Below are 20,220 nucleotides of genomic sequence, written 5' to 3' on the forward strand. Positions count from 1 at the left end.
GTGGGGGTGGCAGCGGCGGCAGCGGCGGCAGCGCGGTCTCGGCCAACAATTCGCAAAACATCGGTGTGGCCTCGAAACTGTCGGTCTACAGCGGCATGGAAAGCGCGATCAAGGTGATGCTGTCGCCTTACGGCAAGGTGCTGGCGTCGCCGGCCACCGGCGCCATCACCGTGGTCGACACGCCGGACACGCTGGACCGCGTCGCCGCCTACATCGAGGGCGAGAACAAGGCGCTGTCGCGGCAGATCGCCATCAACGTCACGGTGCTGTCGGTCAGCCTGTCCGATTCCGACGAGTACGGCATCAACTGGAACGCGGTGTACAACACGCTGAACCGCAAATTCCAGATCAACAATACCTTCACGCCGAGCACCGGCGCGGTCGGCTTCACCGCCAGCATCCTGGGATCGTCGCGCTTTTCCGGCACCACGGCGATGATCAACGCGCTGTCGGAACAGGGCAAGGTACGGCGCCAGACCACCGCCTCGGTGGTCACGCTGAACAACCAGCCGGTGCCGGTGCAGGTGGCGCGCCAGACCACCTACCTGGCGTCGTCGCAGACTTCGATCGTGGCGCAGGTCGGCACCACCACCACGCTGGTGCCGGGCGTGGTCACGGCCGGCTTCAACATGAGCATCCTGCCGCACGTGCTGACCAACGGTACCGTGATGCTGCAGTTCTCCACCGATATCTCGACCCTGCGCACCATCCGCGTGATCGAAAGCAACGGCACCAAGATCGAGTCGCCCGAACTGGACACCCGCAACTTCCTGCAGCGGGTGTCGATGAAGTCCAACGAGACGCTGATCATCAGCGGCTTCGAGCAGACAGACGACAACCTCGACTACCGCGGCGTGGGCAGCGCCAAGAATCCGCTGCTGGGCGGCGGCGCCAACGCCAAGAAGACCAAGGAGGTGATCGTGGTGCTGATCACGCCGGTGTCGATGGCGATCTCTTCCTGATCGGCGGAGACGGCCATGGCGCTCTACATCACGCAAATCGGCAAGCACAAGTTCGTTTGCGGCCTGTTCTGGCAGTCGCTGTCGCGGCCGCGCGAGCTGGCCAGGGAAGCGGCCGACCTGGGCCGCAAGATCGAAGCGGACCTGATGGTCATCCGCACCGACCATTCCACCACCCAGGCCGGCTTCGGCCACAGCAAGGAGGGCGCGCGCCGCGGCATGTATTCGCTGGCCACGGTGGTGTCCAAGACGCTGGCCCTGGAGGGCGCGTTCTACGATGGCGAGCAGCAGCAGGTGCACAACTGGCTGGGCGCCTTCGCCTTGCCGGACGGGCAGTGGGTGTACTTCGCGGTGCGCGACGCCAATTTCCTGCCCAATGGCGATTTCGCCGGCAGCCGGGAGGAAGTGCTCGAGCGCCTGCACAGCGACTACGCGCTGGGCGGCTGGAACGTGGTGATCGGCGATGCGGGACTGGCCAGCCACGGCTTTCACAATTTCAATCCGCGCGACATCGACAGCTTCATCCCGAAGAGAAAAGACGGCAGCGCCCGCATCCACCGCTGGTGGGCCTTGCGCCAGATCGACGGCGCGCGCACCTGGCTGCCGATGGCGGCCGCCGCCGGCGTGGCGCTGGCGGTGGCGCTGGGCGGCGTGGCCGGCTGGCGCTACTACCAGCACAAGAAGCAGGCCGAGGCGGACGAGCTGGCGTTTCAGGCCGCCCGCGCCAACCTGCTGCGCGTCAACTCGGCGGTCTCGCATCCGTGGTCGCACCAGGCGCCGCCGCGGGTGCTGGTGGCGGCCTGCCAGCGCCAGTTCACCCATCCGACCGCCGGCGGCTGGCGGCTCGACTCCTATGGCTGCACCGCCGGCGAGGCGCGCTATGCCTGGAGCCGCGCCGATTCCACCGTGGCCATGCTGCGCGAGCAGATTCCGGCCGTGGTGGTGGACATCGGCGGCGACAAGGCCACCTTCGCCAGCGCCCTGAACGGCCAGGCCGGCAGCGACGACGGGCTGCTGGAGCAGCGCCAGCTGATCGAGCCGTTGCTGACGCGCTTCCAGGCCATGGGGCTGCCGTTCCGCGTGACGCAGGTCGACGCCAGGCCGGCGCAGGCCGGCGAAGCCGTGGCGCCGCCGGCGTGGAAATCCTTTTCATTTGCGTTGAATTCCCACGGCGTCGAGCCGATGGAAATTGCGACGATACTCAACCGCCCCGGCGTGCGGGTGGACAAGATGGTCTACCGCGCGTCCGAATGGCTCATCGAGGGAACGATCTATGCCAAATAAATTCGCCATTCCGTTGCTCGCAGTGCTGGCCCTGCAGGGGCAGGCAGTCCGCGCCCAGAGCACCTCCGAGAGCCTGACCCGCATCGAGGCCGAGACCCTGGTGCTGAAGGCGCGCGAGCGCCAGCTCGATGTCCAGGCCAGCATCGTGGCCAAGCAGAACGACATCGCCAGCCGCCAGAACCAGGCCGCCGTCGTGACCCAGCCGGCCGCGGTGGACGATCCCGTGGTGCGCGGCATCGAGGGCATCGGCAGCAAGCTGTTCGCCACGCTGCAGATGGGCGACGGCAGCATCGTCGACGTGCAGCCGGGCGACGTGCTGGGCAACGGCATGACCATCGTCTCCATCGGCCCGCGCGAGGTGGTGGCGCGCGCCAGGGACAAGCGCAGGGTGCGGCTCGGCACCTATGGCCAGCAGCCGGTCGGTTTCAATCCCAACTATCCGGGAACCGGCCTGTCGCTGCCGGCGCCCCAGCTGCGCGGAGCGGCAAGATGACGCTGCGCCCGGTCAGGCACAACGGCCAGCCGGCGCCGCGGATCGTCGTCGACGATATCCGCGACATCGACGGGGTCGCCATCCTCAGCAACGCGGGCAACTACGAGGCCAGCGCCGAGGAAAAGAAATTGTTGTGCCTGCTGGCGGACGGCCGCCTGCTGGTGGCGGCCGGGCAGCAGCTCAATTCGCACGTGCTGTCCTACCAGGGGCGGCTGGAGCGGATGGGGTGCGCCTACACCGCGCTGTACACCAATATCGAGGTGATACGGCGCGTCAACCAGAACCTGCTGCCGGGCGGCGACCGCCACCAGGAGCATTCGATGATGCAGGTCACGGCCAAGGACCTGCTGACCAAGGCCTGCCGCGCGAGGGCGTCGGACATCCACTTACGCGTGAAAAAAAATTGCACAGAGATTTATTTCCGCATCCATAACGACCTGGTGCCGGTCGGCGGCCAGACCCGCGAATACGGCGAGCGCCTGCTGGCGACGCTGTACGGCGCGATGACGTCGGTGTCGGACAGCTCGTACAAGCCGACCGAACGCCAGGACGCCAGCATCGCCGACCGCGACAAGCTGCCGCCCGATCTGTACGGCGTGCGCATCGCCACCGTGCCCACCAGCGACGGCAGCGTGATGGTGCTGCGCCTGCTGTACAACGACGCCGGCGACAATATCGACCTGCGCCCGCTGGGCTTCAGCGACGCCCACGCGGACATGCTGCAGCGGCTCAAGGAGCAGCCGGTCGGCATGAACATCATCAGCGGCCCGACCGGCTCCGGCAAGTCGACCACCTTGCAGCGCGTGCTGTCGGGCGAACTGATCGAGGCCGGCGGCAAGGTGCACGTGCTGACCATCGAGGATCCGGTCGAATATCCGATCGAGGGCGCGGTGCAGACCGCCGTCACCAACGCCCACAACGAGGAGGAGCGCTCGCGCCTGTTCGCGGCCGCCATTTCCAACGCCATGCGGCTCGATCCGGACACCATCATGATCGGCGAGGTGCGCGACCGCGCGTCGGCGCAGAACGCCTTGCGCGCCTCGATGACCGGCCACCAGGTGTGGACCACGGTGCACGCCAACAGCGCGCTGGCCATCGTCGACCGCCTGCTCGACCTGGGCCTGCCGCTCAGCCTGATCGCCGACCACACGGTGATCACCGGCCTGATCAGCCAGCGCCTGGTGAAGACGCTGTGCCCGCACTGCAAGCTGCCGCTGGCGGCGCACCAGGACCGGCTGACGCCGGCGGCGCTGCTGCGCATCCGCCAGCGGGTGGCGGCGGACCTGGAGAACGTCCACATCGCCGGCCCGGGCTGCGAGCGTTGCGGCGGGCACGGCACCACCGGCCGCTCGGTGGTGGCCGAGATCATCATCCCCGACGACCAGTTTTTCAAGTATGTGCGACAGGGCGAGAAAATGGAGGCGATCAACTACTGGCTGAAGGAGCTGGGCGGACGCACCATGCTCGACCACGCGATCGAGAAGGTGGCGGCCGGGCTGATCGACCCGCGCATGGCGGAACATGTGGTCGGCCACTTCACGCTGGGCATCACGCGCCAGCCGCCGCAGTCGCCGCAGCTGCAGTTGCAACTGGTGGAGGGCGGCCATGCGCATTGACGTCAACCGCTGGTGGGCCAGGACCCAGTTCAACGATTCCGCGCGGCTGCGCCTGTACCGCAAGATGGCCAAGATGCTGTCCAACGGCCTGCCGCTGCTGAAGATCCTGGAGGAGCTGCGCGACCGCGCCTCGCAGCAGGGGCGGCGTCCCAACGATCCGCTGGCGATGGTGCTGGACGACTGCCGCCGCATGGTGCAGAACGGCCGCCTGCTGTCGGACGGGCTGGACTGGTGGGTGCCGAAGACCGAACAGATGATACTGATGGCCGGCGAGCAGGCCGGCCGGCTCGAGCCGACCTTGCTGTCGGTGGTGACCGTGGTCCAGGCCAACAAGAAAATCAATGGAGCCATCCTTGGCGGCATCGCCTATCCGCTGTCGATCCTGTTCCTGGTGAGCGTGTATGTGTACCTGTTCGGCACGCGGGTGATCCCGGAGTTCAGCCGCATCGTCGATCCGGCCGGCTGGCACGGCGCGGCGCGCTCGCTGTACCTGATGTCGGTGTGGGTGCAGCACTGGATGCTGCAGGCGGTGGGGGGCGTGGCGCTGCTGCTGGTGCTGCTGTTCGTCTCGCTGCCACGCTGGCGCGGCACGCTGCGGGTGCATGTCGACCGGCTGCCGCCGTACTCGATCTACCGCCTGACGGCGGGCAGCGGCTTCCTGATGGCGTTCGCGGCCCTGCAGGCGGCCGGCGTGACGGTGGAAAAGTCGCTGGCGCGGCTGTCGGCCATGGCGCAGCCCTGGCTGCGCGAGCGCCTGGACGGGGCTTTGCTGGGGGTGCGTTCCGGCCTCAACTGCGGCGAGGCGCTGCGCAATGCGGGATATGGATTTCCGTCGCCGGAGGTGATCGACGACCTCTGCGTGTACGCGAAATACAAGGGATTCGCCGAAGCCTTGCAGCTGATGGCGGATGAGTGGCTGGAGCAGGGCGTGGAAGTGATTACGCTCCGGATGAGGGTGCTGAACGGCGTGGCGATCGTCGTGCTGGCCCTGGTGATCGGCTGGCTGGTCACGGGCTTCTTTGGCATCCAGCAGGAAATCGCGGCGCTGACGCATGGCGTCCATTGAACTTTGACATCAAGCTTAATTGAGGAAATGCATCATGGCGAATCAAGACAACCTGAATCAAACAACACTGCGCGGCGCCGGCCGTCCCGCGCGTCAACGCGGCGCTTCTTTGCTGGAGGCGCTGGCCTACCTGGGCATCGCGGCGGTGGTGGTGCTGGGCGCGGTGTCGCTGCTGACGTCCGCCTTCGGCAGCGCCAAGTCGAACCAGAGCTCCGAGGAGGTGGTGGCGCTGCGCACCGCCGTGCACAAGCTGTACCTGGGGCAGACCTACCCGGCCGGCAACCTGCTGCCGACGCTGCTGACTGCCAACGCCGTGCCGGCCACGCTGACCAGGGGCGCCGCCAACGCGGTGACGAACAGCTGGGCGGGCGCCGTCACGGTGACCGGCAACACCAGCACCTTCACGGTGACCTACAACGGCGTGCCGCAGGACGTCTGCGTGGGCATGGTCAGCGGCGCCAACGGCTGGAGCCAGATCGACCAGGGCGGCAATGCCCCGATCACGACCTTCCCGGCCACGGCCGCCGCGGCGGCGGCCGTGTGCGCCAACGCGGCAGGCAACAGCGTGACCTTCACCGGCACCTGAGCCAACGACCTCGGCTGAAGGGAGACGACGATGTGGAATATCACGGTGATGCTGGTGCTGTTCTCGGTGGCGGGGTATTACACCACGCATAACCTGGAACAGCAGGACCAGAACCAGGCCAACGGTGCGCTGGCGGTGGCCGACGACATGGCGGTCTACCGTGGCGCGGTGATCGACTATTTCAGCAGCAACGACTTGCGCGACACCAGCGTGTCCCTGGCCACGCTGAAGGCCGCGCACGCGCTGCCCGCCTGGTCGACCAGCGGGCAGGGCGGCATCGCGCCGGCCTGGGGCAACTACCGTGACGGCGCCGGCCTGATCTACATCTACGCGACCAGGCTGCCCGCCGGCGATATTTCGGCCGACATCGCCAGGCTGTCGAGGAACTCGATCCTGGCCGGCGTGTATCGCCGCGAACAGCCCAACCTGCAGTCGCCGGTGTTCGGCGACACGCATATTCCATTGACGGCACTGGCCGGCCTCGCCGTTCCCGACGGCGCCCCGGTCTGGATAGGAACCAGCCCATGACACAGCACGCACGCCACACGCCCCGTACCCCGGCCCCGCGCCAGCACGGCTTCGCCCTGCTTGAGCTGCTGGGCGCGCTGGCGGTCGGCGCCCTGGTCCTGCTCGGCCTGTCCACCGCGATGGACACCTCGCTGGCGGACCTGAAGGGGCAGCAGGCCGGCTATTACCAGTCGCAGCTGGTGGCGGGCGCCGACAAATACATCAGCGCCAACGCCGATGCGTTGCAGTTGGCCACGCCGACCGCCGCCACCATCGTGCCGGTCACGCTGGCGCAGCTGAAGGCGGGGCGCTTCGTGCCGCCCGGCCTGGCCGCCGTCAACGCCTACGGCCAGAGCCCGTGCGTGCTGGTGCGGCAATCCGATCCGGCCGGCCATCCGGGCCAGTTCGACACGCTGGTGACGACCGTCGGCGGCGACAAGATCGCCGACCGCGAGATCGCCGTGGTGGCGGCCGGCGCCGGCACCGGCGGCGGCTACATCAGCGCGGCCAGCCCAGCCATCGCCAGGGGCACCAGCTGGAGCATCGACACCACGCCTTACCGGGGCACGGCCTGCGCCGGCGCCGGCGCACTGACCGGCGGCGCGGCGGACGGCGGCCACCTGGCGTCGAACCTGTTCTACGGCGGCCCCGGCCAGTTGTCGACCGACTTCCTGTATCGCGGCGCGGTGCCCGGCCATCCCGAGCTGAACCGCATGAACACGCCGCTGCGGCTGGCCAACGCGGCGCTGGTGGCGCCGGGCGCGTCCTGCCTGACGGCGGCCGGCGTGGCCGAAGCCGGCCTGGCGATCGATGCCGCCACCCGCGCGGTGCTGACCTGCGGCGCCGGCGGCACCTGGAGCCTGCCGTCGCAATGGAAGGATCCGGTGGCCGCCTACGCCGACCTGCCTGCCGCCGGCAGCACGACCGGCGACGTGCGCATGGTGACCGCGCTGAGCCGCGCCTTCACCTGGGACGGGGCCAAGTGGGCGGCGCTGGCGGTGGATCAGAACGGCGACCTCGACGTGCCCGGTACGGCGACCGCCGCGCAGCTGGTCGCGACCACGTCGGTGTATTCCAAGGGAACCATCAGGGCCGATGGGAACATTAATTCAGGTAACGACATCGCGGCACAACACGATGTCAACGCCAGCCACGACCTGCGCGCCACGCACAACGTCTATGCCGGACGGGATATGTTCGCCGACGGCGGCGTCAGCGGCCAGTTGTGGATGTATAGCAACCATATCTCGCTGTTCCAGCATTTCAACCCGGGCGACGCCTGCAATTTCCAGGTGTTCAACGTGGAGGACGGCGTGTATTACATCCCTTTCCCGATCGGTACCATAGTGCTGGATGCGAACTCACTTTCGATGACATGCTATGCAGACGAGACCTTCAGATATGCCAACGGCACCTACCGCCCATGACCGCGCGCGGCGACGACGGCTGATTGCCGCCGTGCTGCTGGCCGCCTGCGCCTCCAGCGCGCAGGCGTGCTGGCAGGACATCGCCGATTCGTACGGCATCAACGCGCACCTGCTGTACGCCATCGCCAAGACGGAATCGAACCTGAATCCGGCGGCGATCAACCGCAACAAGAACGGCTCCTACGATATCGGGCTGATGCAGATTAACAGCAGCTGGCTGCCGGTGTTGAAGAAATACGGGGTGGAGGAGGGGCAGCTGAAGGATGCCTGCACCAACCTGCAGGTCGGGGCCTGGATCCTGTCGCAGAATATGCGGCGCATGGGGCCGACCTGGGAGGCGGTGGGCGCCTACAACGCCAGGAATCCGCAGTTGCGCATCAAGTACGCGCAGCGGGTGTACAAGAATATTCCGGCCGAGGCGCGCGACCAGGATGTGCGCTAGGCCTGCGCTTCCAGCGGCGCGTCGCCGGCGTCCTCGCACAGTTCGAGCCGGTAGCCCTGGCTGTAGGCGGTGCGTATCATGACCACCGGCTTGCCGTCGACCTGCAATTTCTTGCGCAGTTTATAGACGTGCTGTTCGATCGTACGGCCGGCCACTTCGCTGTCGGCGCGCCAGATCACCGTGCCGATGGTCTCGCGCGAGATATAGACGCCGGGGGAGGAAAAGAACAGCCATGCCATGCTGAATTCGCGCGAGGTCAGCGAAATGGGCGTGCCCAGGTAGCTGAACTTGGACGACTCCCGGTTCAGCAGGAAGCCGGAGTATTCGATCGTGCGCCGCAGGCTGGGCGGCGCGGCGCGGCGTATCAGCGCATTGATGCGCGCCGTCAGTTCCACCGTTTCGAATGGCCGTACCAGGAAGTCGTCGGCGCCGCTGTTCAGGGCCAGCGCGACCAGGTCCGCGCTGCGGATCGGCGACAGGATCAGCGTCGGCGTGTTGTCGCCGCTGCGGAAGCCCAGCCAGGAAAAAATGCTGTCGTCGTCGCGCGGCGGCAGCGCGACGTCGATCAGGATCAGGTCGAAGGTGCGGCGCGTAAGCGTCCGCAACAACGCGTTCTCGGAATCGAACTGGATCGATTCGAAGCCGGCGCGGACCAGAGTGCCGCGCACTTGCTCGTACACGGTCGGGTTGCGGATGTAGCACGCTATTTTCATGTTATCGATGTCAAACAGGATGGCGTTAGGATAGCGGTTTTTGTCGAAGACGGTTGCGCATCATATAAGAAAGTGAATATTCTTGAGCATTGGTGTATGCCGATCACGGTATACTGGCCTGACTTCATATTTAGGTGACAGCATGTCCAATCACACGGCGCGTAATCTTCAGCAGGAACTGCTGGCACTGGTGAACGCGAAACGGATTTTTTCCGATATCCACATCGAACAGGATCAACCGATCATGGTGAAGGGGCCGCGCGGCTGGCTCGCCGTCGATGAAAATCCGGTGACGCTGGCGGAGATGACGCCGCTGCTGAGGGCCATCGACGAGGATTGGGAAGACAAGATCATCGACAAGGCGCTCGATCATCCGTATGTGCTGGAACAATGGCGTTTGCGCTGCAATATCTACCGTATGTCGCGCGGCAACCGGGTGGCGGTGTCGATCCGGCGCTTTCCGCTGGAGCCGATCGCGCTGGAGCAGACCGGCTTGCCGTCCTACGTCAAGACCATCCTGGAGGCGACCAAGGGCATCATCCTGGTGACCGGTCCGACCGGGGCCGGCAAGACCACCACCATCGCGTCCATGCTTGATTACATCAACACGACGCGTCAGGGCCATATCGTCACCATAGAAGAACCGATCGAGTATGAACTGCACCGCAAGCAGTCGATCATTTCGCAAAAAGAAGTCCCGACCGACACCGCCAGCTTTTCCAGCGGCCTGCGCGAGGCCCTGCGCCAGAAGCCGGACGTGCTGATGGTGGGTGAAATCCGCGATTTCGATACCGCCGACACGGTGCTGCACGCGGGCGAATCGGGCCACCTGGTGCTGGCCACGCTGCATACCAGCAGCGCGGTGCGCGCGATCACCAAGCTGCTCAGCTTTTTTCCCCAGGACCAGCGCAACCAGCGCGCCGCAGCCCTGGCCGACTCGCTGGTCGGCGTGATCTTTCAAAGCCTGCTGCCCTCCGAGGACGGCAGCAGCCACGTGATGGCCAGCGAGATGGTGTTCAACAACAACCAGCAGATCGCCCCCTATATCGCCGATCCGGACAAGCTGCACATGATTGCCGACTTCATGAAGCGCAAGGAAGACAATATGTCGAGGAATCTCAACGAGATCCTGGTGCAGCTGGTGCAGAAAAAAACCGTGGGTACGCGCGACGCCCTGCGGGTGGCGTACAACCGCATGGAGCTGCATGAAATGTTGAACAGCAAGCGATAGCTGGTTCAGCATGGCCCGCTCCGGGCCTTCACCGTGAATACCTGTCGAGGTCCGGCTGGTTCAAGCGTTTGGTGGAAACGGTTCCATGGAGGAATATAAAATCTATGAACTATCATGTCAATATCATTCGATAAATATTTCTTCCTGTAGCCGCGGGCCCGCGCTACAGGCCCATCTTGTCGAAGGCTTCGGTGGCGCGGATCAGTTCCGTCGCCACCTGCACCACCGGTATGCGTTGCGCCGTCGCCTGCCGGCGGATGGTCTCGTAGGCTTCGCTGCTGCTGACCCGCTTGCGCTCGACCAGGATGTTGACGGCCTTCTCGATCTCCCTGCGCGAGCGCAGCGTATCCTCGAGCCGCTTGACCTTGTTGTTCAGCCGTTTCTTGTAGTCGTTGGACGAGCGCGCCAGCACCAGCGTGCTCAGGATGCCGAACGAGCGGAACGGCTTGGTGATGACGGCGCTGGCGTTGGTTTCGAGCAGCGCGCCGAGCACCGTGGGATTCTCATAGTCGATCAGCGCGATCAGCACGGCCTCGGTCTCGGTCAGGCACCAGTCGGCGGTGGCGGTCTGCTCGCGGTCGACCAGGAAGAAAATGACGTCGGTGTCGGGCGGTCGCGTCAGGCAAAACGGCCAGATCCAGCGCACCTGGCAACCGATGCGCTTGAGCTGGCCTTGCAGAATGTCGCGGTCTTCGCCCGGCGGATGAATCACGGCCACGCGCAAATGGCGCAAATCATCAAAGAGTCTGCTCATCTCAGGTTCCTACTTTAGCCAGAATTCGGAAAACTCGTATGTGGTCAGATAGGGGTCGGGCTTGACCGGTTCCGCCGCCTGCCAGACGACGTCGAAAGCGCCGTCGTCGCGGGCCACGCCGATCTTGGGCTGCAGCCAGACGTGGTGGTTTTCGGGATCGACCGCGATCGCGCCCTCCGGCGCGTCGAAGCGCTCGTCGAACACCGCGTCGACCAGTTTTTGCGTGTCCATCGAGCCGGCCCGCTCCAGCGCGCCGGCAAACAGATACACCTGGTTGTAGGCCGCCTGGCCCCAGGCGCTGACGGTGGCGTCGGCGCCGAAACGGCGCCGGTAGGAGGCCAGGAAGCGCTGGTTCTGTTCCGACGGCAGCGAGCTGAAATAGGTCGCCGAGACGATGTGGCCGGCGCAGTATTGCGGCCCGATCAGTTTCAATTCGGTCTCGCCCAAGGTCAGGCTGGCCACCGGCAGCCGCTTTTCGGCGCGTCCGGCGTCGTGCAGCACGCGGTAGAAATCGCGCGCCGGACGCCCGATCACGGTGGAAAACACCGCTTCCGGGCGGTCGCGGTAAATGTCGTAGACGGCCGCCTCGATCTCCTCGTGGCGCACGTCGAAGGGCAGGTAGATCTCATCGACGATCTCGCCGCCGTGCCGCTCGAAGAAGTCGCGCATGATGCGGTTCGATTCGCGCGGATAGATGTAGTCCGAGCCGATCAGGTACATGCGCTTGCCGCAGTTCTTCAGCAGATAGGCCGCCAGCTGCAGGCTGTTCTGGTTCGGCACCGCGCCGGTGTAGACTACGTTGGGCGAGTACTCGAAGCCCTCGTACAGCGAGCAGTACCACAGCAGGCCGTTCTTGCGCTCCAGCTCGGGCAGCACCGCCTTGCGGCTGGACGAGGTCGAGCAGCCGAAAATCACGTTCACGCCCTCGCGCGACAGCATCTGGCTGGCCAGCCTGCGGTAGGCGCCCAGGTCGCCCTGGGGATCGAACACCACCGGATCGAGCAGGCGGCCGCGCACGCCGCCGCGCGCGTTGATTTCCTCGATGGCCAGCACGGTGCCGAAGAAGTGTTCGGATTCGGTGACCGCGGTCACCCCGGAACGGGAAAACAGGATCCCGACCCGCCAAGTCTCGTTGCCTTGCTCTGCTGCGCTATGGATAGCCGTCATATCGATCGCTCACTGGTGGTGCTGCTCATGGTACGGTATGGAACAAACGTCGCGCAAGGCCGTTCATGGGCCGCGCCGGGGCAGGGCGGCCCGTATCGCCGCCTCCACCTGTTCGGCGGCCGCCAGGCAGCGCCGGTCCTGCCACGGCTGGCCGATGATCTGTATTCCCATCGGGCAGCCTTCGGCGCCGCTCAGGCCCGGCACGCTGACGCAGGGCGTGCCGAGCAGCGTCCACACCTTGTTGAAGGTCGGCTCGCCGGTGGAGGCCCAGCCGAGCGGCGCTTCGCCCGGCGCGCTGGGCGTCATCAGCACGTCGACGCCGTCGAACAGCTCGGCGGTCCGCTGGCGGGCGGCGGCGATCAGCTGGCGCGTGGCGTCGTACTGCGCGGGCGTGACGTGGGCCGCGCCGCGCAGGAAATCGCGCAGCATCGTCGACAAGCGCGCCGCGTGCAGGTCGAATTCAAACGCCAGCGACTGGCTGGCCTCGTATTGCTGCAGCGTGGCATGGGCCGCATACAGCGCGTCGAACCACGACGGCAGCGCGATGGCCCGCACGCTGCCGCCGCGCGCCGTGATGGCGTCGGCCGCCCGGCGCACCGCCGCGGCGGCGCCGGCCGACGGCGCCTCCCACGGATAGGCCGCCGGCACGCCGACCACCAGCCCGCGCAGGTCGTCCGCCGCCGCGTCGGTCCGCAGCGGCCGGCCGATCAGCGTTTCGGCGAACCAGGCCACATCGGCCACGCCGGCCGCGAACAGGCCGACCGTGTCCAGCGACCACGAGAAACACTTCATGCCCGGCGTGGGGAACAGGTCGTAGGTCGGCTTGTAGCCGGCGATGCCGCAGAACGACGCCGGCCGGATGGTGGAGCCGCCGGTCTGCGTGCCGACGGCGAACGGCACCATGCCGGCCGCCACCGCCGCCGCCGAGCCGGAGGACGATCCGCCCGCCGTGCGGCGCGGGTCGGCCGGGTTCCTGGTCGGGGTCGGCGCCATGTAGGCGAACTCGCTGGTGACCGTCTTGCCGACCACCACGCCGCCGGCGCGGCGTATCAGCGACACGATCGCGGCGTCGGCGGCCGGCCGGTGCTCGCCGTAGATGGGCGAGCCGTAGGCCGTGGGCAGCGCGGCGGTGTCGAAGATATCCTTGACCGCCACCGGCAGCCCGGCCAGCGGGCCGCGCGCCTGCCCGGCCAGCGCCAGCGCCGCCGTCGGTTCGAGCACGGCGACGAAGGCCTGGGTCTCGGCGTCGTGCGCGGCGATGCGGCCGATGGCGCCGGCCATGACGTCGTGGCGGCTGATCTCGCCCAGTTCGATCTGGCGCGCGAGCTGCGCGCCGTGGAGCATGTTCATGGTGGTCCTCCTAGACGCTCAAGTGTCGCATGATGTCGCGCTGGGCGTCGGCGCCGCGCGTGTCGCCGGTCTGCACGATCTCGCCCAGCTTCAGCAGCGCGTAGCGGTCCGCCACCGTGGTGGCGAACTGCACGTTCTGCTCGACGAACAGGATCGCCGTGCCGTGCGTGGCGCGCTGGTGCAGCAGCGCCGCCGCGACCCGGTCGATCACCGACGGCTGCATGCCCTCGGTGACTTCGTCGATCAGGATCAGCGCCGGCCGCACCATCAGCGCGCGGGCGATCAGCAGCATTTTCTGCTCGCCGCCCGACAGCGTGCCGGCGCGCTGCGCCATGCGCCCCTTGAGGAAGGGGAACAGGTGCTCGACCTCCGCAAAGCGCTGGTCGAACAGGCTGTCCTTGGCCAGCCCCAGCCGCAGGTTGTCGCGCACGTTCAAGTCGTGGAACAGCGAACGCGATTGCGGCGCGTAGGCGATCTGCGCGCGGGCCACGCGGTGCGCCGGCTGCCGCGTCACATCCTTGCCGAACAGGGTCACCGAGCCGCCGCGCTTGGGCAGGTAGCCCATGATCGATTTCAGCAGCGTGGTCTTGCCCATGCCGTTCTTGCCGACCAGCGCGACGATCTCGCCCGGACGGATCGACAGGCTCACGTTGCGGACCACGATGGCGTCCTTGTAGCCGCTGGAAATGTCGTGTAATGCCAATGCCGCGTCGCTCATGCCATGCTCTCCTGTGTGGCGTTGTTGTGTTCGGCCGCCGGGGCGGCGTGGCCGGCGTACACCGACTGCACCAGCTCGGACGCCACCACCTCGTCGACCGTGCCCTGCATGACGATCTTCCCCTGGTGCAGCACGACCACGCGCGACGAGATTTCGCGGACAAAATCGAGGTCGTGCTCGACCAGCAGGCAGCACAGGCCGTAGTCCCTGGACAGCTCGATCAGGATGTGGCCGATCTTGGTGCGCTCGGCCTTGGTCAGCCCGGCGGTCGGCTCGTCCAGCAGGATCACGCGCGGCTCCAGCGCCAGCACCATCGCCAGCTCCAGCGCCTGCTGCTCGCCGTGCGACAGGTTGCGGCATACCCGGTCGAGCTTGGTGTCCAGCTCGGTGGCGCGCAGCACCGCCAGCGCGTACGGCGGCAGCGACAGGCTGTTGCGCTCGCGTACCAGCGACGGCGTCTCGATGCGCGCGCGGGCGATGCGCAGGCACTCGGCCACGGTCAGCGATTCGAACACGTTCGCGGTCTGGAATTTCCTGCCGATGCCGAAGCCGACGCAGCGGCTCGGCGGCAGCTGCCGCAGGTCGTGGCGGTCGATGCGGATGTCGCCCGCGCTGCGCTCGGCGCCGTCGCTCATGCAGCGCATCAGCGTGGTCTTGCCGGCGCCGTTGGGGCCGACCAGGCTGACCAGTTCGCCGGGATAGGCGGTCAGGTCTATGCCCTCCAGCACCTTCAGGCTGCCGAAGTGCTTGGCCACGCCGGCCAGCTCCATGGCGGGAATGGTGCGGTCGATGCGGTCGATGCCGCTGCGGCGGTCGGGCGCCGCCGTCAGCGTCGGCACCGGGGCCGGGCCGGCGGTGCGCGCGCGCCGCGGCAGGAAGCGGCGCAGCTTGAGCGCCAGCGGCATCAGCCCCTGCGGCAGCAGGATGATGACCAGCACGAAGGCGATGCCGACCAGCAGTTTCCACAGGAAGGGCAGGCTGCCGCTCAGGTAGGCGCTGGCGGTCTCGATCAGGATCGCGCCAAGCACCGGGCCCAGCAGCGTGCCGCGGCCGCCCAGCGCCACCCAGATGATGATCTCGGTGCCGAACACAAAGCCGGACAGTTCCGGCGCCACCACGCCGCTGAACGAGGCGTAGCCGAAGCCGGCCACGCTGGCGACCAGCGCGGTGACCACCAGCAGGGCGATCTTGACCAGCGAGGGATTGATGCCGAGGTATTCGCAGCGCGATTCATTGTCGCGGATGCCGACCAGCACCTTGCCGGCGTCGCTGTGGACGAAAATCCAGGCGGCGCAGGTCAGCAGTACCAGCGCGCCGCCGGTGATCCAGAACCAGGCGTCCAGCGACAGGTCGATCGTGGTGTAGCCGGTCAGGCCGGAACTCGAGCCGGTGAAGGTGCCGCCCGAGAACAGCAACTGCGTCATGACGATGGGCAGCACCAGCGAGATGACCGACGCGTACAAGGGCGTGGCGCCCTGGTAGAACGACAGCCAGCCGACCAGCAGCGACACCAGCGCGGCGCCGGCCAGGGCGATGCCCAGCGCCAGCCAGGCCGGTCCGGCGCCGAAGCCCATATGGGTGAACACCAGGCCGGCGGCGTAGGCGCCGATGCCGAAGAAGGCCGACTGGCCGAACGTCAGGATGCCGGTGTAGCCCCACAGGATGTCGACGGTCAGCGCCACCATGGCGAAGCAGCAGGCGCGGATGACGATGTTGAGCAGATAGGTGTCGAGCAGCGACGGCATCAGCGCCACCATCAGCAGCGCCGCCAGCGTGACGCCGAACACCGGCTTCAGCGATTTGCTGGAGGCCTTGGTTGATGTCTTAATCATGAGAAAACCCCTTCGGACGAATGCGCAGCGTGATCGCCGACAACAGCACGATGGCGATACCGCCCAGCACCGGACTGACAAATGTACTCAACAACACCTGGATGCCGCCGAACAGCGCGGCGGCCGCGACCAGGCCGAACATGGACGAGCCGGCCACCATGACCAGCATGAAGGCATTGATCAGCCATGGTATCCCCATGTTGGGATCGACGCTGGACAGCGGCGTGATCAGGGTGCCGGCCAGGCAGCCCAGGCCCGCGCCCAGGCTGAAGGTGAAGAAGCGCACCCGGCCCGAATGAATGCCGAGGCCGCGCGCCAGCTCCTCGTTCATGATGACGGCGCGCGTGACCAGTCCGAAGCGGGTCTTGGTCAGCAGCACGCTCAAGGCCAGCGCCAGTGCGGCGGCCAGGCCGATCAGCACGATGCGGTAGGCGGAATATTCGGTGCCGAACACCGACATCGGTCCGGACACCGGGCTGGTGGCGAATTGCGCCTCGCGCCCAAAGCTCAGCGTGATCAGCTGCGCGATGACGATGCCCAGGCCCCAGGTGGCCAGGATCGCGTCCAGCGGACGCGCATACAGCGGGCGCACGATGAAGTACTCGATCGCCATGCCGCAGATCCAGCCCGTCGCCATCGCCACCGGCAGCGCGATCCACGGGTTCAGCCCCAGCTGGGTGACCACCAGGCTGGCGTAGGCGCCTATGGTCAGGAACGCACCATGCGCGAAGTTGATGATCTTCATGACACCGAAGATCATCAGCAGTCCCGCCGCCACCAGATACAGGATGGCGGCCGAACTTATCACATCCAAAAACAACGACATTTCATCTCCTCGTTTTACTTTCTGCGTCAGGAACCGGGCGCGGGGCCCGGCTCCTTGTCAACTTACGCCGGGTGCCCTAGTTTGCCGGACATTGCTCCCCGGGGCCGATGTTATTGAAGTCCTGCACCACCTTGACGCTGCCGTCCGCCTGCACCTGGCCCAGGTACATTTTCAGCGGCGTATGGTGCTGCTTGGACATCTGCACATGGCCGCGCGGGCCGTCGTGCGACACCTCGGCCAGCGCCAGCCTGACCTTGGCCGGATCGGTGCCGCCGGCCTTCTCGACGGCCGCCTTGTACAGGTAAATGGCTTCGTACTGCGGCACCGACAGATCGTTCGGCACCTTCAGGTCGGCGCCGAATTTCTTCGCGATGTCAGCCAGGTACTTCTTGTTCTGCGGATTGTCGATGCCGGTCACGTACGACGCTGAAATATACAGGCCCTGGCCGTCGGCGCCCATGCTCTTGGCCGTGCCTTCGTCCACCGCCAGGTTGCCGTACAGCGGATTGAGGCCGGTGGCGCGCAGCTGCTTGGTCAGCGACACGTTGGGCGCGCCGCCGGCGGTCGAGGTGATCAGCGCATCGGCCTTGCTGGCGCGCAGCTTGCTCAGCACCGCGGTCCAGTCGGTGCCGTCCATCGGCAGGTACTCTTCGCCCACCACCTTGCCGCCCTGGCTTTCGATGAACTTGCGGGTGAACTCCAGCATGCCGCGGCCGAACGAGTAGTCGCTGCCGACCAGGAAGAAGGTCTGCGCCTTCTTGTCGCGCATGAAGTAGCGGACGATGGGCGGCACCTGCTGTTCCGGCACCCAGGCGTTGACGAACAGCCATGGGCTGCACGAGCGGCCTTCGTAGAACGAGGTGTAGATGTACGGGATCTTGCCCTTGTTGACGATGGGCAGGCCGGCGTTGCGGGCGGCGCTGGTTTCCATCGAGATGATCACGTCCACCTTCTTGCGGAACACCAGCGAGTCGAAGGCTTTTTGCGCGCCCACGGCGCCCGAGCCGTCGTCGGCGATTTCCAGCTGCAGCTTGCGGCCCAGCACGCCGCCGCCGGCGTTGATCTCGTCGACCGCCAGCTGCGCCGACTGCACCACGCCGGGCGCCACCACGCTGTTGGCGCCGGACAAACCGATCGGCACGCCGATCTTGATCGGCTCGGCCGCCATCGTGGCGCCGGCGCACAGGATGGCCAGTGCCATCGCATTCAATTGGATTATCTTATGCATTTTTTTTGCTCCCCAAATATGTTCAGAACGAATGGCTGATGCCGAGCGCGTAACCGTGCACATTGTCGCGCAGGTGTTCGGTCCAGGTATCGGCGTAGACGCTGGTGCGTTTCGAGAACGCGTGCACGTAGCCGAAGCTGACCTTGTGACTGCCCAGTCCCTTGTTGCCGCCGTAGCCGCCGCGCAGCGAGTCGTGCGCGTTCAAGCCGTAGGTGGCGGCCAGCAGGTAGAGGTTCTCCGCCTTGAGGTTGAGCACCTTGGTGTGCGCATAGCTGGCGAACACTTTCAGGCTCTCGACGGTATACGTGCCGCCGGCGTAGGCGATCGAATCGTCCTCATGGTTCTTCTCGTAGGACACCACGGCCAGCACCGGGCCGCTCTCGTAGTTGAACGCCGCGCCCTTGTTGCGCTTGCGGGCGCCCGGCGCCAGTTCCGCCTCGCCGGAAACGGTGATGTTGGCGCCGTTCCAGCTGGGCGTGTCGTAGAACACGGCGTTGTTGATGCGGGCGAAGGTGGCATAGTTCAGCGCCACGTCGTTGGTGCCGTCGGCGCTGTAGCTGCCGGTCTGATAGCCCGACAGGGTGGCGAAGGTGGCGCCGTTTCCCCATGGCTCCAGACGCCACAGCGATTGCCAAGCGGCCGACATGGCGCGGCCCAGGCGCAGCGTGCCGAGCGACTCGCTCTTCAAGCCGACCGTCGACTCGCCTTGCCAGAAGGTGCCCGGATTGGACAGGCCGCCGGTGTCGGGGTTGAACCGCATCTGCAGGTTGAACACGGCCTTCAGGCCGCCGCCCAGGTCTTCCGTCCCCGCCAGGCCCAGCCAGTTGAAATACCCCGGCCCCATGGTCAGCGGCGTGTCGCTGGATTTGCCGATGGCGGTGTCCAGGTTGCCGTAGAAAGTGACGTTGCTCTGCGCGTGTACCTGTGTCATCAGCGCCGCCAGCGCCAGCGCGGTGCAGCCCCCGGTACATCCTAGTCTTACGAAGCTTTTCATTGCTCTTATCCCTCTTTTAATATGAAAAAATCCCAGTGTCATGGTCCCGCTTATTCCGGTTGCACTTGCCCGCGCCTTAGCACGTGCCGCCGGTTACTGCCGGGGCGATCGTCATCGCCCGGTTATTTCGTCAGCGCCTCGTAATCGCCGTAGACATCGCCGCGGCGGTCGCTGAGCAACTGATTAAATTCATTCAGGCGCCGCTTGCTGCGCGCCTCGGACAGGTCCAGATCCGCATAGATGATGGCTTCGTTGTCCTGGCTGGCCGGCCCGGCCACGGGCCAGCCGCCGCAGTTGACGATCACGCTGCGGCCGATGAAGGCCTGGTCGCGCTCGACGCCGACGCGGTCGGCGCAGGCGATGAACAAGGCGTTCGAATGGGCCGACGCCATGGTCAGCGTGACCGCCATCGGATGCTGCCCGGGCGGCTGGTCCGGCATCGGCACCCAGTTGGTGGGCACGCAGATCAGGTCGGCGCCCTGCAGCGCCCCCAGCCGATACACTTCCGGGAACCAGCCGTCGTAGCAGACCGCGACGCCGACCCGGCCGAACGGCATATCGAACACCGGTACGCCGAGATTGCCGGGCGTGAAGTAGATGTTTTCCTCGTTCCACAGGTGGAGCTTGCGGTATTTGCCGATGTAGCCGTCGGGCCCGATGACGACGGCGGTGTTGTACAGGACGGTGCCTTCGCGCTCGGCGATGCCGGCCACGATATAGACCTCGAGCCGGCGGGCGAGGGCGCTCCACTCCAGGCAGGTGGGGCCGGCGGGAATGTCTTCCGCCAGGGCCAGCGCCTCTTCCCGGCTGCGGAACACATAGCCGGAATTGCACAGCTCCGGCAGTACGATCAGCCGTGCGCCCTGGCGCGCGGCAGCTTCGATGAACCGCGCGGCGGCCGCCCGGTTTCCTGCGACGTCGCCGACGTGCGGCTCCATTTGTATGCACGCGATCTTCACCGATCCGGCACTTGGTATATGCGCTGCCATAGCCACCCTTAACGCGAAATAAAAACGCAAAAAAAAAG

General features: G+C 66.4%; 20 protein-coding genes. 10 read left to right on the plus strand and 10 right to left on the minus strand.

Going from position 1 to position 20,220, the window contains the following annotated elements:
- From ACCD07_RS27390 to ACCD07_RS27430, 9 genes are all read left to right on the plus strand, one after another.
- On the plus strand, positions 1-962 hold a 962-nt coding region (locus tag ACCD07_RS27390; RefSeq protein ID WP_413449170.1), incomplete at its 5' end, for a PilN family type IVB pilus formation outer membrane protein.
- 15 nt (positions 963-977) lie between these two features.
- Entirely contained in the window at positions 978-2,243 is a 1,266-nt protein-coding gene (pilO2, locus tag ACCD07_RS27395; RefSeq protein WP_413449171.1) for a type 4b pilus protein PilO2, read from the plus strand.
- A complete protein-coding gene (gene pilP / locus ACCD07_RS27400; RefSeq protein ID WP_413449172.1) occupies positions 2,233-2,736 on the plus strand; it encodes a type IV pilus biogenesis protein PilP in 504 nt (167 codons plus the stop codon). The genes pilO2 and pilP overlap by 11 nt, the downstream gene beginning before the upstream one ends.
- Entirely contained in the window at positions 2,733-4,352 is a 1,620-nt protein-coding gene (locus ACCD07_RS27405) for a GspE/PulE family protein (RefSeq protein ID WP_413449173.1), read from the plus strand. The genes pilP and ACCD07_RS27405 overlap by 4 nt, the downstream gene beginning before the upstream one ends.
- Positions 4,342-5,418, plus strand: coding sequence for a type II secretion system F family protein (locus ACCD07_RS27410; RefSeq protein WP_353399138.1), 1,077 nt, complete (start codon positions 4,342-4,344; stop codon positions 5,416-5,418). The genes ACCD07_RS27405 and ACCD07_RS27410 overlap by 11 nt, the downstream gene beginning before the upstream one ends.
- Before the next feature lie 34 nt (positions 5,419-5,452).
- The gene (locus ACCD07_RS27415; RefSeq protein ID WP_176650732.1) at positions 5,453-6,004 is read left to right on the plus strand and encodes a type 4 pilus major pilin; all 552 of its coding nucleotides are present in this window, start codon (positions 5,453-5,455) and stop codon (positions 6,002-6,004) included.
- A gap of 30 nt (positions 6,005-6,034) precedes the next feature.
- A complete protein-coding gene (pilM, locus tag ACCD07_RS27420; RefSeq protein ID WP_176650733.1) occupies positions 6,035-6,532 on the plus strand; it encodes a type IV pilus biogenesis protein PilM in 498 nt (165 codons plus the stop codon).
- Positions 6,529-7,938: a shufflon system plasmid conjugative transfer pilus tip adhesin PilV gene (gene pilV / locus ACCD07_RS27425; RefSeq protein ID WP_176650734.1), complete on the plus strand. Its 1,410-nt coding sequence runs from the start codon at positions 6,529-6,531 to the stop codon at positions 7,936-7,938. The genes pilM and pilV overlap by 4 nt, the downstream gene beginning before the upstream one ends.
- A complete protein-coding gene (locus ACCD07_RS27430) occupies positions 7,913-8,380 on the plus strand; it encodes a lytic transglycosylase domain-containing protein (protein ID WP_413449174.1) in 468 nt (155 codons plus the stop codon). The genes pilV and ACCD07_RS27430 overlap by 26 nt, the downstream gene beginning before the upstream one ends.
- On the opposite strand, the gene ACCD07_RS27435 is transcribed toward ACCD07_RS27430, so the two are convergent.
- A complete protein-coding gene (locus ACCD07_RS27435) occupies positions 8,377-9,093 on the minus strand; it encodes a response regulator transcription factor (protein ID WP_176650736.1) in 717 nt (238 codons plus the stop codon). The two genes, ACCD07_RS27430 and ACCD07_RS27435, sit on opposite strands and share 4 nt — an antisense overlap.
- A gap of 142 nt (positions 9,094-9,235) precedes the next feature.
- On the opposite strand from ACCD07_RS27435, the gene ACCD07_RS27440 reads away from it, so the two are divergent.
- Positions 9,236-10,324: a type IV pilus twitching motility protein PilT gene (locus ACCD07_RS27440; RefSeq protein ID WP_176650737.1), complete on the plus strand. Its 1,089-nt coding sequence runs from the start codon at positions 9,236-9,238 to the stop codon at positions 10,322-10,324.
- 163 nt (positions 10,325-10,487) lie between these two features.
- Here ACCD07_RS27440 and ACCD07_RS27445 read toward each other — a convergent pair whose 3' ends face one another.
- From ACCD07_RS27445 to ACCD07_RS27485, 9 genes are all read right to left on the minus strand, one after another.
- Entirely contained in the window at positions 10,488-11,078 is a 591-nt protein-coding gene (locus tag ACCD07_RS27445; RefSeq protein WP_176650738.1) for an ANTAR domain-containing response regulator, read from the minus strand.
- Positions 11,079-11,087: 9 nt separating this feature from the next.
- On the minus strand, positions 11,088-12,245 hold the full coding sequence (locus ACCD07_RS27450) for a transporter substrate-binding domain-containing protein (protein ID WP_413449175.1): 1,158 nt from the start codon (positions 12,243-12,245) through the stop codon (positions 11,088-11,090).
- A 63-nt stretch (positions 12,246-12,308) separates the two neighbouring features.
- The gene (locus tag ACCD07_RS27455; RefSeq protein ID WP_353399123.1) at positions 12,309-13,595 is read right to left on the minus strand and encodes an amidase; all 1,287 of its coding nucleotides are present in this window, start codon (positions 13,593-13,595) and stop codon (positions 12,309-12,311) included.
- 10 nt (positions 13,596-13,605) lie between these two features.
- Positions 13,606-14,313 carry an ABC transporter ATP-binding protein gene (locus ACCD07_RS27460; protein WP_353399121.1) on the minus strand — a complete coding sequence of 236 codons (708 nt, stop codon included), beginning with the start codon at positions 14,311-14,313 and terminating at the stop codon, positions 13,606-13,608.
- Positions 14,310-16,145 carry an ABC transporter permease subunit gene (locus ACCD07_RS27465; RefSeq protein WP_176650742.1) on the minus strand — a complete coding sequence of 612 codons (1,836 nt, stop codon included), beginning with the start codon at positions 16,143-16,145 and terminating at the stop codon, positions 14,310-14,312. Before ACCD07_RS27465 ends, ACCD07_RS27460 begins: the two co-directional genes overlap by 4 nt.
- The gene (locus ACCD07_RS27470) at positions 16,138-16,971 is read right to left on the minus strand and encodes a branched-chain amino acid ABC transporter permease (protein WP_176650743.1); all 834 of its coding nucleotides are present in this window, start codon (positions 16,969-16,971) and stop codon (positions 16,138-16,140) included. Before ACCD07_RS27470 ends, ACCD07_RS27465 begins: the two co-directional genes overlap by 8 nt.
- Positions 16,972-17,047: 76 nt before the next feature.
- Positions 17,048-18,199: a substrate-binding protein gene (locus ACCD07_RS27475; RefSeq protein WP_176650744.1), complete on the minus strand. Its 1,152-nt coding sequence runs from the start codon at positions 18,197-18,199 to the stop codon at positions 17,048-17,050.
- 22 nt (positions 18,200-18,221) lie between these two features.
- Positions 18,222-19,193, minus strand: a complete 972-nt coding sequence (locus ACCD07_RS27480; protein WP_353399117.1) for a porin — start codon at positions 19,191-19,193, stop codon at positions 18,222-18,224.
- 122 nt (positions 19,194-19,315) lie between these two features.
- Complete coding sequence (locus ACCD07_RS27485; protein WP_176650746.1) at positions 19,316-20,182, minus strand: nitrilase family protein; 867 nt, start codon at positions 20,180-20,182, stop codon at positions 19,316-19,318.
- Positions 20,183-20,220: the final 38 nt, after the last annotated feature.

The sequence above is a fragment of the Duganella sp. Dugasp56 genome, assembly GCF_047304105.1.
Classification (GTDB): Bacteria; Pseudomonadota; Gammaproteobacteria; order Burkholderiales; family Burkholderiaceae_D; genus Rugamonas; species Rugamonas hordei.

What these genes read in the sequence shown, in the direction of transcription:
- ACCD07_RS27430 (WP_413449174.1), top strand. Translation starts at nt 7,913, where the DNA reads ATGCCAACGGCACCTACCGCCCATGACCGCGCGCGGCGACGACGGCTG.
- ACCD07_RS27460 (WP_353399121.1), bottom strand. Translation starts at nt 14,313, where the DNA reads ATGAGCGACGCGGCATTGGCATTACACGACATTTCCAGCGGCTACAAG.
- ACCD07_RS27450 (WP_413449175.1), bottom strand. Translation starts at nt 12,245, where the DNA reads ATGACGGCTATCCATAGCGCAGCAGAGCAAGGCAACGAGACTTGGCGG.
- ACCD07_RS27485 (WP_176650746.1), bottom strand. Translation starts at nt 20,182, where the DNA reads ATGGCAGCGCATATACCAAGTGCCGGATCGGTGAAGATCGCGTGCATA.
- ACCD07_RS27465 (WP_176650742.1), bottom strand. Translation starts at nt 16,145, where the DNA reads ATGATTAAGACATCAACCAAGGCCTCCAGCAAATCGCTGAAGCCGGTG.
- ACCD07_RS27470 (WP_176650743.1), bottom strand. Translation starts at nt 16,971, where the DNA reads ATGTCGTTGTTTTTGGATGTGATAAGTTCGGCCGCCATCCTGTATCTG.
- pilO2 (WP_413449171.1), top strand. Translation starts at nt 978, where the DNA reads ATGGCGCTCTACATCACGCAAATCGGCAAGCACAAGTTCGTTTGCGGC.
- ACCD07_RS27480 (WP_353399117.1), bottom strand. Translation starts at nt 19,193, where the DNA reads ATGAAAAGCTTCGTAAGACTAGGATGTACCGGGGGCTGCACCGCGCTG.
- ACCD07_RS27435 (WP_176650736.1), bottom strand. Translation starts at nt 9,093, where the DNA reads ATGAAAATAGCGTGCTACATCCGCAACCCGACCGTGTACGAGCAAGTG.
- ACCD07_RS27440 (WP_176650737.1), top strand. Translation starts at nt 9,236, where the DNA reads ATGTCCAATCACACGGCGCGTAATCTTCAGCAGGAACTGCTGGCACTG.
- ACCD07_RS27405 (WP_413449173.1), top strand. Translation starts at nt 2,733, where the DNA reads ATGACGCTGCGCCCGGTCAGGCACAACGGCCAGCCGGCGCCGCGGATC.
- pilP (WP_413449172.1), top strand. Translation starts at nt 2,233, where the DNA reads ATGCCAAATAAATTCGCCATTCCGTTGCTCGCAGTGCTGGCCCTGCAG.
- ACCD07_RS27415 (WP_176650732.1), top strand. Translation starts at nt 5,453, where the DNA reads ATGGCGAATCAAGACAACCTGAATCAAACAACACTGCGCGGCGCCGGC.
- ACCD07_RS27410 (WP_353399138.1), top strand. Translation starts at nt 4,342, where the DNA reads ATGCGCATTGACGTCAACCGCTGGTGGGCCAGGACCCAGTTCAACGAT.
- pilM (WP_176650733.1), top strand. Translation starts at nt 6,035, where the DNA reads ATGTGGAATATCACGGTGATGCTGGTGCTGTTCTCGGTGGCGGGGTAT.
- ACCD07_RS27455 (WP_353399123.1), bottom strand. Translation starts at nt 13,595, where the DNA reads ATGAACATGCTCCACGGCGCGCAGCTCGCGCGCCAGATCGAACTGGGC.
- pilV (WP_176650734.1), top strand. Translation starts at nt 6,529, where the DNA reads ATGACACAGCACGCACGCCACACGCCCCGTACCCCGGCCCCGCGCCAG.
- ACCD07_RS27475 (WP_176650744.1), bottom strand. Translation starts at nt 18,199, where the DNA reads ATGCATAAGATAATCCAATTGAATGCGATGGCACTGGCCATCCTGTGC.
- ACCD07_RS27445 (WP_176650738.1), bottom strand. Translation starts at nt 11,078, where the DNA reads ATGAGCAGACTCTTTGATGATTTGCGCCATTTGCGCGTGGCCGTGATT.